This window comes from Paenibacillus sp. fava2 (assembly GCF_058313675.1).
Genome location: NZ_CM177755.1, coordinates 6,760,969 through 6,774,039 on the forward strand (window position 1 = coordinate 6,760,969; position 13,071 = coordinate 6,774,039).

At 42.2% G+C, this 13,071-nt stretch carries 14 protein-coding genes; all 14 read right to left on the reverse strand.

All coding sequences use genetic code 11. The annotated features are described in order from the left end of the window. Positions 1–6: 6 nt before the first annotated feature. The 14 genes from neuC to AC4G46_RS29940 all read right to left on the reverse strand — a co-directional run bounded on the left by neuC (position 7) and on the right by AC4G46_RS29940 (position 13,071). Positions 7–1,167: a UDP-N-acetylglucosamine 2-epimerase gene (gene neuC, locus AC4G46_RS29875; protein ID WP_491125822.1), complete on the reverse strand. Its 1,161-nt coding sequence runs from the start codon at positions 1,165–1,167 to the stop codon at positions 7–9. Next, positions 1,160–2,329 (reverse strand): LegC family aminotransferase, encoded by a 1,170-nt coding sequence (locus AC4G46_RS29880; protein WP_491125823.1) that lies wholly within the window; start codon positions 2,327–2,329, stop codon positions 1,160–1,162. Before AC4G46_RS29880 ends, neuC begins: the two co-directional genes overlap by 8 nt. Next, entirely contained in the window at positions 2,326–3,327 is a 1,002-nt protein-coding gene (locus AC4G46_RS29885; RefSeq protein ID WP_491125824.1) for an NAD-dependent 4,6-dehydratase LegB, read from the reverse strand. Before AC4G46_RS29885 ends, AC4G46_RS29880 begins: the two co-directional genes overlap by 4 nt. 21 nt (positions 3,328–3,348) lie before the next feature. Next, positions 3,349–5,154, reverse strand: a complete 1,806-nt coding sequence (locus AC4G46_RS29890) for a motility associated factor glycosyltransferase family protein (RefSeq protein ID WP_491125825.1) — start codon at positions 5,152–5,154, stop codon at positions 3,349–3,351. A 137-nt stretch (positions 5,155–5,291) separates the two neighbouring features. Beyond that, entirely contained in the window at positions 5,292–6,545 is a 1,254-nt protein-coding gene (locus tag AC4G46_RS29895) for a flagellin N-terminal helical domain-containing protein (protein ID WP_491125826.1), read from the reverse strand. Positions 6,546–6,785: 240 nt separating this feature from the next. After that, positions 6,786–7,028 carry a carbon storage regulator CsrA gene (gene csrA / locus AC4G46_RS29900; RefSeq protein ID WP_491125827.1) on the reverse strand — a complete coding sequence of 81 codons (243 nt, stop codon included), beginning with the start codon at positions 7,026–7,028 and terminating at the stop codon, positions 6,786–6,788. Position 7,029: 1 nt separating this feature from the next. Further along, a complete protein-coding gene (locus AC4G46_RS29905) occupies positions 7,030–7,476 on the reverse strand; it encodes a flagellar assembly protein FliW (protein ID WP_491125828.1) in 447 nt (148 codons plus the stop codon). A gap of 123 nt (positions 7,477–7,599) precedes the next feature. Further along, positions 7,600–8,166 carry a DUF6470 family protein gene (locus AC4G46_RS29910; protein WP_491125829.1) on the reverse strand — a complete coding sequence of 189 codons (567 nt, stop codon included), beginning with the start codon at positions 8,164–8,166 and terminating at the stop codon, positions 7,600–7,602. Positions 8,167–8,180: 14 nt separating this feature from the next. Further along, positions 8,181–9,098 (reverse strand): flagellar hook-associated protein FlgL, encoded by a 918-nt coding sequence (flgL, locus tag AC4G46_RS29915; RefSeq protein WP_491125830.1) that lies wholly within the window; start codon positions 9,096–9,098, stop codon positions 8,181–8,183. Positions 9,099–9,112: 14 nt separating this feature from the next. Further along, on the reverse strand, positions 9,113–10,708 hold the full coding sequence (gene flgK, locus AC4G46_RS29920) for a flagellar hook-associated protein FlgK (protein ID WP_491125831.1): 1,596 nt from the start codon (positions 10,706–10,708) through the stop codon (positions 9,113–9,115). Between the two features lie 51 nt (positions 10,709–10,759). Continuing rightward, on the reverse strand, positions 10,760–11,260 hold the full coding sequence (locus AC4G46_RS29925) for a flagellar protein FlgN (protein WP_491125832.1): 501 nt from the start codon (positions 11,258–11,260) through the stop codon (positions 10,760–10,762). A gap of 12 nt (positions 11,261–11,272) precedes the next feature. Continuing rightward, on the reverse strand, positions 11,273–11,728 hold the full coding sequence (gene flgM, locus AC4G46_RS29930; RefSeq protein WP_491125833.1) for a flagellar biosynthesis anti-sigma factor FlgM: 456 nt from the start codon (positions 11,726–11,728) through the stop codon (positions 11,273–11,275). Continuing rightward, positions 11,667–12,077 carry a TIGR03826 family flagellar region protein gene (locus AC4G46_RS29935; RefSeq protein WP_491125834.1) on the reverse strand — a complete coding sequence of 137 codons (411 nt, stop codon included), beginning with the start codon at positions 12,075–12,077 and terminating at the stop codon, positions 11,667–11,669. The genes flgM and AC4G46_RS29935 overlap by 62 nt, the downstream gene beginning before the upstream one ends. A 124-nt stretch (positions 12,078–12,201) precedes the next feature. Continuing rightward, on the reverse strand, positions 12,202–13,071 hold the full coding sequence (locus AC4G46_RS29940; protein WP_491125835.1) for a ComFC family protein: 870 nt from the start codon (positions 13,069–13,071) through the stop codon (positions 12,202–12,204).

Below are 13,071 nucleotides of genomic sequence, written 5' to 3' on the forward strand. Positions count from 1 at the left end.
CCTCATCTATTTCATATCGTAAAATGATTTTTTAATAATATCATTTAAACTAATTTTCTTTAAGTAATCCTTTATATCTCTAGATGTTGTTTTACCGTCATACTTTAAATCTATTTTAGTCAATGCGTTTTGGAATTCTAAAGAAAGAGCTGAGCGTATGGAGTTAGATATTTCATCTATATTTGGAGAACAGTCAATAATAGAACTTGCCTTTAGCCGACCCTTTTGTCGATCACCAATATTAATTGTCGGCTTCGATAATACCGGTGCTTCAACTATTCCACTGGAGGAATTACCAATCACCATAGTGCAATACTTCATTGCACTTAAATATCTAAGTTGACCTAAAGAAAAAACCGACTTAACTCGCTCAGGATAGGATTTAGTGTATTCTTCAATTAACTCATTAATTCTTCGACTATCTGTATCAGCATTAGACTTGGTGAAGATAATCTGATACTGTGGAAATGAGTTCAGGGCTGAGAGCAAATTCTTCATTTGTTCTTCTGCCGTTCGGGTTTCCAAAGTTGTAGGATGAAAAGTAACAAGGAAATATTTACTTAGTTCCCAGTTAAAATAAACACTTAGCTCTTCTTTAGTCAGAAATGACATTTTTCTAATATTTTCAACACCTGTGTCACCCACATTAAATACCCTTTCTGGCTGTTCACCCAGCTGAATAACACGTCTCGCATATTCCTCATTGGCGGTAAAGTGGACATGGCTCATCTTTGTAAGAGAATGACGAATAGCATCATCAATTGCACCTTCGGTTAGTTCACCTCCCGAAATATGAGCAACAGGTATACGCATAATTAATGCCGTTTGTGCAGCACTAAATATTTCAAAGCGATCCCCAAGAAGAACCAGTATATCTGGTTTTAAGCGCTGAAAAGCGTCTGCAAACCCCATCGTAGCTATTCCCATAGATTTAGCGATTGCAACAGGGGTATCTGAAGATAAGAGCATTTCTATCTTTTCATCGATAGTAAACCCATCTTCTTCAATTTGCTTATAGGTCAATCCAAATTCAGGTGATAAATGCATGCCAGTTGCTATCAAATTCAATTCTAATTCATCATCCGCTTGAATTTCTTTCATTATACGAAATAAAAGACCGTATTCTGCGCGTGTTCCCGTAACAATACATATCTTACGTTTAGTCATTAGGATCTTCCCCCAGCGGAGTTGAAGGAATATTAATTATGCGATTTTTCAATTGTCTTGTAACTTTCAGATCTGCCTTCGGACAATGTAAAAAAGGCTGTAATTCATCAAGCGGTGTCCAAACCGGACGAGCCATGACACCCTCACTGTTGAGAATATCTAACACAAAATTACACTCGTAGTAATCTTCATTAATTAGAAGAGTTTGCAGCCAGTAATTGCTTGTCCCAAAAGAAGGCTCTGTAAACAACTGAATACCCTCTATACCTTCGAACAACTTCTCATATTGCTTTGTTAAAATTCTTTTAGCACTTATAAATTCTTCTATCTTCTCCAATTGGGCACAACCAAGTGCAGCATTTATATTGGGCATCCTGTAATTGTACCCCACTTCATCGTGAGTAAATTCCCACCGGTGAGGATTCTTTGCAGTTGTAGTAATATGCTTGGCATAGTCGGCAAGCTTATCATTATTAGTAAGGATGGCCCCGCCACCACCAGTAGTTATAATCTTATTACCATTGAAGCTAAGCGCACCTATCAGTCCAAAACCACCTGTATGCTTCCCTTTGTAATAGGAACCGAGTGATTCAGCTGCATCTTCAACAAGAACAAGATGGTAACGATCACAGATATCAATTAGCGGATCAATATCCACAGAGTGCCCAAAAGTATGCATAGGAACAACTGCACGAATAATTCTACCTGTGTGCTTATTCAGTAGCTGTCCATTATCAATTTTACCGATTGTCTGAATATATTCTTCGAGCTTATTTGGATCAAGCCCAAGAGTCTGTTCGGATACATCTACAAAATGCGGAACTGCCTGTAAATACGAAACTGCATTGGCAGTCGCGACAAATGTCAGTGCAGGGATAAATACCTCATCATCCGCTTGAACACCGGCAATTTTCAGTGCAATATGCAAAGCGGCAGTACCATTCACGACGGCTACAGCCCTTTTTACACCAGTAAACTCTGCAAGTTGTTCCTCGAAATCATTTACATATTTCCCTACGGATGAAACCCAACCAGTCTGAATACACTCGGTTACATATTGTAGTTCTTTATCTCCGAAAGTCGGCTCATGCAGAGGGATGAAATTCTTATTTCCATATAGAGACTTTATATTTTGAGCGATATGTTGCCATTGACTACTCATATGTTATATACATCTGCCTTATAGCTAGATAAATTAGCCGAATTTGTAAACCAGTCAATGGTTTCTTTTAATCCTCGTTTAAAACCTTCAATCCCTCCATAGGATGGTTCCCATCCAAGAAAATCTTTCGCTTTCGTATTGTCCGCCCAAAGCCGTTCCACTTCGCTTTTTTCGGGACGCTGACGAATTTCATCCGTCTCTATCTCAAACTTCAATCCCATAACTTCTGCAATCGCTTCAACAGTTTGCCCTATGGAAATTTCGTAATTACTTCCTATATTAATCACTTCACCAATGGCTTTTTCATTGTTCATCATCGAAATAAATCCATTTACCGTATCCTTTACATAATTGAAGTCTCTCGTCGGCGCTAAAGATCCGAGCTTAATTTTCTCATGGCCTGATGCAAGCTGTGTAATGATAGTTGGAATAACTGCCCGAGCAGATTGACGAGGACCATACGTGTTAAATGGCCGAATAACCGCAACTGGTGTTTCAAAAGAACGATAAAAAGAGAGTGCCATCTGATCAGCACCAATCTTTGATGCTGAATAAGGCGACTGCCCCTGCAATGGATGATTTTCATCTATAGGCACGTATTGTGCTGTACCATATACTTCACTCGTAGAAGTGTGCACAACTTTTGATACATCAAGCTGACGGGCGGCTTGTAGCACATTTAAAGTTCCTTTAATATTTGTATCAACATAAGTATCTGGAGAATGATATGAATAAGGAATAGCGATTAATGAGGCTAAGTGCAACACCTTGCTACACCCTCTCATTGCTTCCATTACACCATGCGGATCTCTTATATCTCCTGAAAATATTTCAAACTCTTTCTTATATGGAGAATGATCGAGCCAGCCCCAAGAGTTAAAGGAGTTATAATATACAAAAGCTTTTACTTCATATCCGATTTCAGTTAATTTTTCCGTAAGGTGAGATCCAATAAAGCCATCCGCACCAGTTACTAATATTTTTTTATTTCCCCCCATATCTTCACGCTCCCATGTCCATTAAAGGTTATTTGAACTTTCCTCAATAATAGAGATAATTTCCCCTAGAACAAAAACACTGACTGTAAGAAATTCCATTTGTATATCTCTGTTCGCAATTAAATTGGAAGAAGACAACGTTTGTTCTAACGCATACAAGTTCCACAAAGAACTCATCATTATTGGCTGTAAATTATGACGAAGAAGCCAATCATCCTTTACCTTTCCAAATAGTGCATCTGTTTTACTAAGCTTATCTACCACTTGTAGTAATTGTTTTTCTGATAAACGGTTATTAATCTTTAAACCCTTAATAACGTTTAACTGTTCCCCAAATTCAAATTTCATACTGATAAACCTATTTTTTTGTTCCTTCAGCATCAATTTCATTTGCACTCTATCCAGAGGATATTCCGCCACACTTTTCATGACTTCTTTAACTGGTTTTATATCTTGGGAACAATAACGTTCAGTGACTTCTAATAAGCTCATTTGGATGGTGTTCTCAATTTTAGCTCCACCTTCTGTCGCATTTATAACAACGATGTTCTCATTGAAAATTTCTATTTCAAACCACTTACGGAAATTAATCCAAATATCTGTTGTGGGGACTGTTCCTCCGTAATAACCTTCAGTATAGGTTTTATTAATTGCAGAAAACACTTCATTAGTGAACTCTTTATTGTCGTAGATTGTTCCTCCAGCATGGGATTCCTCTTCAGAACCTCCAAAAGCAAGGTCCTGACCGAGTAACACTATCGGCGAGGCACCAATATGTTCTGCAAATCCAAAAGCAACATGTGCACAAGACAAGCCAATGCTGATTGAATTATCACCCTTTAATCCCAAGGTCTCTTGGAGCCAAACATATTCCCCTACATTTTCTCGCATCGGGATAATGACATCACCCTTAAACTCCTCAAAGATCCCAGGATAAAGAAGTAGGGGGGATATAAGCGTTATTTCAGCAGGATAGTTTTTATTTTCATAGAAATAGGTGTAAGTTTCTTTATCACGCTCAATTGAACAAATAAAGTCTGGAATAATCCCTTCTTCACAAAGCCTTTGGGCAATCGTGTCCACAGCAATTATAACAGCCTTTGATGTAAGGCTCTTTAATTGCTCTATATTTTTATTAAGAGATGGGCCAGCTGCTACTACTATTGCTGGTAAATCTTTAAATATATTCTTCAAGTGAGAAACATCTTTTGAATGGACTAAATGCGGCAGGTTTTTCATGTTATGTCTAAATCCCGTCAAACTGTCCTCAATAGAATTCCCAAAAAGCATGGCTTTATATTTTGCAGTTTCCTTAACTGCTCTTACCAAATAGGTACATATATCCACCGCATAGTTTCTGTAGAAATATGTAAAATAAAACCTCATACTCTTAAGGTAATAGATAAGATTGGTCGAAAATAATTTATCCAGAAAAATCGACAGATTACTCAACTCATCAACAAAGAGGATCACATTCAAATTACCAAAAAACGACAAATCCCTTTTATTTAAAGCATAACTAAAGAAGCTAGGGTTAGGTTCAAATATGATCAGAAAAGACTCTTTGCTCATGGTTTGAATTAGCTTTTCTATTTCTTCTACAGAATTAATGCCCATTACAAATATTAGCTCTCTTTTTAATGGGTTGGGCAAACTAGATTTTTCAATTTCCCTCTTTACCAACAGTGTTTGGTTGTTATAAACAATGAATTCGTTACCATCACTATCTTCACTAAATAAATCATCACGAAAACCTGCTTCTTTTTGCTCACAGATCCAGTGATCGGCATTCCGAGATAGAACTTCTATATTTCTATTCAATAACATTTGCAGGATTCTCCTTATTTACTAAAATGTCAATTGTAATATCAGTTTAATTTAGTTAAGTATAGAAAGATAGCCCCACAATGTGGGGCTATCCCTTTTTTGGATTGTAACAAATTTTTCGCGAGTTTTAAACCTAATTATCTCAACAGTTGAAGCACGCCTTGTGGCTGTTGGTTTGCTTGAGCCAACATAGCTTGAGCAGCTTGAGCCAAGATATTATTCTTGGTTTGTTGCATCATTTCTTTCGCCATGTCAACATCACGAACGCGGGACTCAGCAGCTGTCAGGTTCTCAGAAGCTGTTCCCAAGTTGTTGATGGTGTGCTCCAGACGATTTTGTACAGCACCCAGTTTAGAACGTTCACTGGAAACTTTCTGAGTCGCCTGGTCAATCACCTTAATTGCTACAGTTGCTTGAGCTTGAGTAGAAATTTGGAGTCCCTTTACTCCGAGAGCCGAAGTACCCATATCTTCAACAGACAAGCTCATTGTTTGACCAGTATTTGCACCGATTTGGAACGTTGCCGAACCATCAGTTCTCTTATTGGCTGCTGCTGTAGTTTCTGAGAAGGAAGACAATGCATTAGTTGCAGCAGTACGAACATTCCCAGTACTATCTTTAATTGTGATTGTCAAACCATTCACAGCACCTGTAGTACCAGAATTAGTTGCAGTCAGTATAGCTGAACCAGTGCTCACAGAGAATCCTGTAAGAGCATCATCTGTTGCACCATCAGTAGTACCAATTGCTGCGATTGTCAGTGCAGCACTAACAGCAAAGGTATTTGAAACTGTTGTTCCATCCTTTACGTAAGAAACAGTAATAGAGTCATTCGAAGTAATCCCTAAGCTATTACCATTTGAATCAGTAAGGTTTGTAAGCAAAGTACCAGCCACAATTGCAGCACCAACAGAGTCCTTCATTGCAGCGTTTGTATTCACATTTGCTACAGCAGTATTCACAGCACTACCCATAGAACCATCCAGCAAGTTTTTGGTATTGAATTGCGTTGTAGACTGAATACGGTCAATTTCCGAATTCAATTGGTTCATTTCTTTTTGCAGCTCACTACGGTCACCAGCAGTATTCGTATCATTCGCGGATTGAACGGACAGTTCACGCATACGTTGCAGAATGCTGTGAGTTTCATTCAGTGCGCCTTCAGCTGTTTGAATCAAGGAAATGCCATCCTGCGAGTTACGGGAAGCTTGATCCAAACCGCGGATTTGGCCGCGCATTTTTTCGGAGATTGCCAGACCTGCAGCGTCATCCCCCGCACGGTTGATGCGAAGACCGGAAGACAATTTTTCAATATTTTTGTTAGTATTGGCTGTGTTAGCAGACAGTTGGCGGTGAGTATTCAGCGCCGCGATATTATGGTTGATAATCATTTGATATTTCCTCCCTGAAATTAAGTTAGTTCCACGTCCATGTGGTAAACGCTGAGCCATTAAGGTCGGCCGCCCTGCCGACTCAGTGCCTAATACATATATCGACGTCCAGCCCTCAACTGTTTAGAGTATTTTAAAAGTTTTTTGAAATTAATAGGGATTTATTTCAAAATTAAAAAAGAGATATCTTAGCAGCCTTGTAAATACTGCTGAGATACCTCCTGATTTACCTAATTGAATTTATTCGTAACTTTGCGGTACACGAAGCCGATCAATCAGCGCATTTAATTCTGACTGCTGTGGTGCCACAGACTCCCTGTTAGACTCCTGTATCGAGAGATACACCTCTTTACGAAAAATATCGACATGCTTCGGAGCAGAGATGCCGACCTTTACAGTGTCACCCTCCACACTTAAGATCGTCAGTTCAATTTGGTCCTGGATGACGATAGTCTCTCCTTTTTTGCGGGATAGTACGAGCATATCATCCACCATCCTTTCCGTATAATGCTGACTGTGATTGTAACAGCCTGTGCTTTGTGTGATAAGGTGCCCGGTGGAGAACAATCTGTTTACCGGTCAGCCCGGTTGGATTCATAACGATTGGTGCTAAGAGATTTATAGTTGAATATTCTATATCCTCTTTTAAAGTAAGGATACAACGTACGAGCACTTCCGATTCTATGGCAAGCTCTTCTGCTTCATCATCAGGAAGCTCAAATTCATAGGCAGGATAAAATACGAAAGGGTCCCCCAGTAGAAAGGACAACCCTGGTTCCTTTACAGATTGCAGCACCCAAAATGGAGCATTAGGCATAGCGATTAAGGCAAAATTTGTTTCCTCATCAAAACCGGGTATACCCTTTGGAAAATAATATATCTGATCTTCATTCACTTCAAGATTGCCCATAGTATATGTTTCTATAATCAAATTATTCACTCCTTAAAAGTTCTGCAAGCAAAACTAACTATTTCAAAAATTCTGGTTGGTAAATGGGAATAGATAGCACAAAAGCTATAGAAGCGCACTCTGGCACATCCATAGCTTATAACCTTACATTTGAACATTCAATTCCGGTGGAATAAATTGAATAGAAGCATACTGCTGCATATAGATATTCAGCTTCCCGCGAGTATACTCCGTTTCTGGACGATGCCTTTCCACCTGAATATCCACCTGCGCTGCTCGAAAGCTGATCTCAGGAGCTCTTGTCTCAAAATGAATGTCTACATTGTCATAGGACGCCGTACCACATGGCTCGGGAAATGAATTAGGCTCGGTATCCGTTCCGTATACATCCGCGATTGTATTCCCCGGCTTAAAAAACTCAGCCATGCGGGTCCCTTGCTCAACCCTACGTGCAATCGCCTGCAGGTATAATTGCTGTATTCCCGAGTAAATTCTTTTGTTCATATCTAACACGCTGCCACCATTATAGGCAGCACGTGCCCGGGTCTGGTCAATCATTAGCTCCGGGCGGGTAGACTGAACACTCAATTCTCCAGGTATAGTCGTGATAGTAACATCTGCTTTAGGCTGGGTTATAGAAAACGCACCTAAATCAGCATCAATCCCGATTATTGCTGGCTTCTGTCGAATTTGCAGAATAGGCTGCAGCAAGAAGAACCCCTCCATTATCTAATGAAGTCTACTAGGGTAGTAGAAATAATCTTGGCTCCTACAGAAAGAGATGCATTATAGATATTCTCTTGAATCTTCGATTGCATGATAAGTCCCTCATAATCGGCATCTTCTGTCTTGGCCTGCAGATCTGTCAGGTTAATATTCAGATCACTTAAGCGATCCTGCATTAATTCCACACGATTGGTTTTGGCGCCTATCTCAGCGCGTGCCGATAAAATCTTCTCATTTCGGGTATCAATCTTATCAATTTGGTTAGAAATGCCCGTAAGATTACCTGACTTTAAAGCAGATGATAGGTTATTGATTATTGAAAATAAATTATCTGTTTCTCCTGTAGCACCAAAAATATCATTACCAGTCATATTAATCGGCATTTGCACGCCCTCACCTACAATATACTGAATCTGCCCGGCATCAGTAGTGATGTTCTGTGTTGTATCATAGGTACCATCAGCTCCTTTAGCAAAATCATAAGGCTTGGTAGTATATTGCTCACCATTGAAGATATATTTACCGTTAAGCTTACTATTAGAGATATCTACAAGTTGTTCCTTGAGCTGCATCACTTCTTCATTGATACTGTCCAATGCTGACTGTGGATTACTTCCCGTGGAAGCCTTAACTGAAAGTTCGCGCAGTCTTTGGACCACATCTCCGGCTTGTCCCAACACAGTATCATTGTAATCAAGCCATGACAGTGCACTGTCCACATTCTTGGTATACTGTTCGTTTGAAGAGATTTCAGCTCGGTAACGTAACGAATAGGTAATGCCTACTGGGTCATCAGAAGGCTTGTTGATCTTACGTCCGCTGGCCAATTGCAGCTGAGTATCGTTCATCGTACGTGCATTACGGTTCAAATTAAGCAGCAGCTGTGAATTCATCATATTGGAGGTGACCCTCAACATTAGATGTACCTCCTTTATCTGCCGACTGTGCCGGTAGAATTAATTAGTTTATCAAGCATCTCATCATATGTTGTCATAAAGCGGGCAGCCGCACTGTAAGCATGCTGGAACACCAGCATATTCGACATTTCCTCATCCAGAGAAACCCCGCTTACCGATTGCCGTCTGGAATTAACCTGTTCCACCAGATAATCCGAATTGCTCGCCTGGCGTGTAGCCTCCTGAGATTGAATCCCAAGCTGGCCCACCATGGAGCTTAAATAGGAGCCGACTGTACCGGTGGTGGTTCCATCAGCTGTAGTAAACGTATTGTTGTCTTTCATATTACTGAACAGAAGTGCCAAAGTGTTGTTTCCTTTTATAACGGATACGGTACCATCACTGCTCGTTGAGGTCCGTAGTGAAGTTGCAAACAGAGTCGGATCAGCGGCAATTTCAGGGTTCAGGCGTAAGTTAGCTGCAGTAATTGGTTCTCCTGCGACAGAAGGAGTAAAGAAATCTCTGCCTGAACTGCCGTCTAGCGCATATCCCAACTGATGCAACCCATTGAGTCCCTTGACTGTAGTCTTTAAATCCCCGGTGAGCGGAACAGGAACCGTTGAACCTGCCAGTAATACAGTCTTACTTCCGTCCGGGTTAATGATTTCAGAATCCTTGAGTACAGTAGTGCCTGCCGGAAGATTTGAGCCTGAAGGAATCGTAACCTGAACTTCTCCATTAGCAATAGTGTCAGCCATCGCGTCCAGTTGCTTTTTGTAATCTGCAACATACGTTTTGCTGGAGAAAATCATACCATAGGCTTCGCCCGCTTTGAGATCTCCTGCAGCATAAGCGTTATCAAGAAAAGCGTTGTCCACGTTTGCGGCCACAGTTGCTCCCTGGACAAGGGGTTGTCCGCCCAGCGAGATCGTGTATCCGGCATCTGTGTCCAATACCGTAATATTAATAATTTTGGAGAGCTTGTCTGTCAATAAATCACGCTGGTCGCGCAAATCATTGGCCTGATCACCCATCCCCTCTATTTTGAAGATGGATTGGTTCAAATCAGCAATGGAGCTTAGATAGCTCTGAATTTCCTTACCCTTCACATCAATATTGCTATTGAGGTCCCGGTCCAGATTACTAAGCTGAGTACTCATATAATTCATGGCATCCGTAAGAGACTGTGCAGTCTGCACTACAATCTTACGGGCTGTAGGATCTTCCGGATTCTTGCTCAGATCAGACCAGGATTTCCAGAAGTTATCGAGTACTGTGCGAATCCCTGTGTCCGAAGGTTCATTTACGATCGCTTCCAGCTTATCTAACGTATCGGATTGAATGGTCCAGTTGCCACTTGCAGCATTCTCCCCACGGTATTGGTCGTCCAGAAACATCTCACGAATCCGTTGAATGGATGTAAACTCCACGCCTGTTCCCATTTGACCGGGCATCGCCGAATTATTCATGCCATATGCCTCGATCGGAATAGCAGCCTTCATATTCACACGCTGGCGGGTGTAGCCTTCTGTGTTTGCATTAGCAATATTATGTCCGGTAGTGTTGAGTGCAGCAGTCTGGGTAAAAAGGCTCCGCCTTGCCGTCTCTATCGAATGAAATGTGGATGTCACTGCTTATTCCTCCCTATGATTGCTCCGGCAATGCGGAATATATAAGATTCATTATCCGCGGGCGTCAAAAAGTCCTGAACGGTTACTGGTATATCCTTTGTCAGCCGGATGATGATACGTAAATTCCTGGTTCGGTCTTCCGACAAGCAAATCCAGGGAATAGTCTATAAAAGTAAGCGACTGCTCAATCAGCTTCTGGTTCAGCTCGTTGGCTTTTTTTAAGCGAAGCATTGTGCTAGACAGCTTCTGCTGTATTTGCTGCAGGCGCGATTTGTCTTCAGGATCAAATACAAGCCGGGACAGCTCGGTCAGGTTCAGGTTCAGATTGGATCGTATGCCTACTCCCTGTAAGAAGGTATAGGCAGCCTCTGCACGCTGCTCCTCAAGCTGTCCAATCAGCTTCATCAGCTTGGACTCCCGGTTCATGACGTCAATCAGGCCATCGACCCTGTTGTCCATAATCGTCTGCTTCTTGACTGCGGCCAGATCAAGCATCTGAAGATGCGTGTCATCCAGCCGCTCAAGGAGTTCAAGTAATTTCGTCAATGCCATGGATGAATTCACCTAATTCTCGGAGGATTGCTTAAAGTAGGGGGCGAGTGAGTCTGCGAGTTTGGCTGCGTCAACTTGGTAGGTACCTGCGGATACTTGCTGTTTCAGGCTCTCGATCTTGTTTGCACGTTCTGCATCAATCTTGCCGCTGTTCTGGGCTTTCAGAAGCTGGATGGCTTCATCCGATATTGAAACCTCGTCCTTGCGTGAACTTTTCTTGATCTGCTCCTGGCGCTGTGCTTCCGCATTGCGCTGATACGGGTTAATGGGGTTGATTCGTCCGGTCTCGTTAATTTTCATAACTTCCACCTTCCTTTTAAAATAAAAAAGCCGATAATCTTTACTAAGTTTATCGGCCTTTATTGAATCAATCTTTATAGCTGAAAACGTTTTTTCCAAGATTTTATTAATTGCGGAACTTATCCACGGCCCGGTATGCAGCGTTATTGCCACTTTTAGGCTTTTCACTCGCAGCCGCAGTTTCAGCTGCCGCTCTATTAAGATCCTTGCTTAAACGGGACCGGCAGCTGTCGCACATATGCCCTTCGCGGATCAATGTCCCGCACACTTCGCAAGGAAGCATCATGTTCGGAGCATTCGCTATAGAAATCCGGCCTTCGCGTATAAACCGGGTGATCTCTTTAATAGGAATTTCAGTAGCATCGGACAGCTCCTGAATATTGGTGCCACGGTTCTTGCGCAGGTACTCTGCACAAATCACATATTGATTCTCAAGCTCTTTGATACAGGGCTGGCAAAGTTCCATAATATTCTTAACGTATAAACGGCCGCATTTGGGACAATTGTCTACATTCATTTTACCGGCGGCTCCTTCCCTTACATTTTGTGCATTGCATAATGAACTTATGCTTAGATTACATGATTGCAAACGCTTAGTCTATGATTACTATCGGCTAGAATTATTTTTTGATTATACTGCATTAAGACCGGGCCCACGTCAGGCTATAAATCTCTGCATCTCTTCTATGACCCGTGCATATAAGCTGTACCGCCTCTGCACACGCGCGAATGGTACTGCCTGTAGTGTAAATATCATCAATAATGAGAATCTGCAGCGGCCGGCCGGGATCTTTTATTTGAGACAGCCAGCTCCTGAATTGTCCACTGACTGTCTTATCCGAATTTGCGGCAAAAGCATGCTTCATATCTGCGATGCGCTCTGCCCTGCTTTTAAAGCTTTGTTTGCCGGTATGGTGGGTACGGACAAGGAGCGGAAGCTGCGGAATCCCCCTGACTCTGGACAACACATCTGCCAGGCGCTCAGCCTGGTTAAAGCCGCGCTCCATAAGGCGCGAATCCGAGACGGGCACAGGAACAAGCAGGTCGGCGTGCCACAGGCTCGCTGGGTTGGCCCTCTTTTTTCGAAAGAAATGCTGTTCAGGCAACCGCTGAGATTGGATCTGTGTGAAGCTCTGTCGGTGGTCTATATAAACTTTTAGCTGTGCGTATGCACGATCCAGCATCAGACCGAGCAACGGTGCAAGCCGTTCATGCCCCCTGTATTTATAGCGTCCCAGCAATTCACGCATCACCTGTGTATAGGCTACTGCACTCCGGTTATAGAGAATAGGTGCCGATTGGCCGCTCCGGCTGCAATCCGGACAGCCGGTGTGGCGGCCGCATGTCTGGCAGCGGGGCTGACGGATCCAGGGGATACCAGCCTCGCAGCCTCTGCAAATGCCGGGCAGTCCGGCTGACGGACGGCCGTTTTTACCGCAGATCAGACAGCAGATGATTGCGGGAGCAAGTAAGGAGCGGATACCGGTTATCCAATCGCTTAAAGGATTCAT

Bases quoted from the DNA above. Each gene is read 5' to 3' on its own strand.
- neuC (WP_491125822.1), bottom strand. From the start codon at position 1,167: ATGACTAAACGTAAGATATGTATTGTTACGGGAACACGCGCAGAATAC.
- csrA (WP_491125827.1), bottom strand. From the start codon at position 7,028: ATGCTCGTACTATCCCGCAAAAAAGGAGAGACTATCGTCATCCAGGAC.
- AC4G46_RS29880 (WP_491125823.1), bottom strand. From the start codon at position 2,329: ATGAGTAGTCAATGGCAACATATCGCTCAAAATATAAAGTCTCTATAT.
- AC4G46_RS29925 (WP_491125832.1), bottom strand. From the start codon at position 11,260: ATGGCATTGACGAAATTACTTGAACTCCTTGAGCGGCTGGATGACACG.
- AC4G46_RS29895 (WP_491125826.1), bottom strand. From the start codon at position 6,545: ATGATTATCAACCATAATATCGCGGCGCTGAATACTCACCGCCAACTG.
- AC4G46_RS29885 (WP_491125824.1), bottom strand. From the start codon at position 3,327: ATGGGGGGAAATAAAAAAATATTAGTAACTGGTGCGGATGGCTTTATT.
- AC4G46_RS29935 (WP_491125834.1), bottom strand. From the start codon at position 12,077: ATGAATGTAGACAATTGTCCCAAATGCGGCCGTTTATACGTTAAGAAT.
- AC4G46_RS29890 (WP_491125825.1), bottom strand. From the start codon at position 5,154: ATGTTATTGAATAGAAATATAGAAGTTCTATCTCGGAATGCCGATCAC.
- flgL (WP_491125830.1), bottom strand. From the start codon at position 9,098: ATGTTGAGGGTCACCTCCAATATGATGAATTCACAGCTGCTGCTTAAT.
- AC4G46_RS29940 (WP_491125835.1), bottom strand. From the start codon at position 13,071: ATGAATCCTTTAAGCGATTGGATAACCGGTATCCGCTCCTTACTTGCT.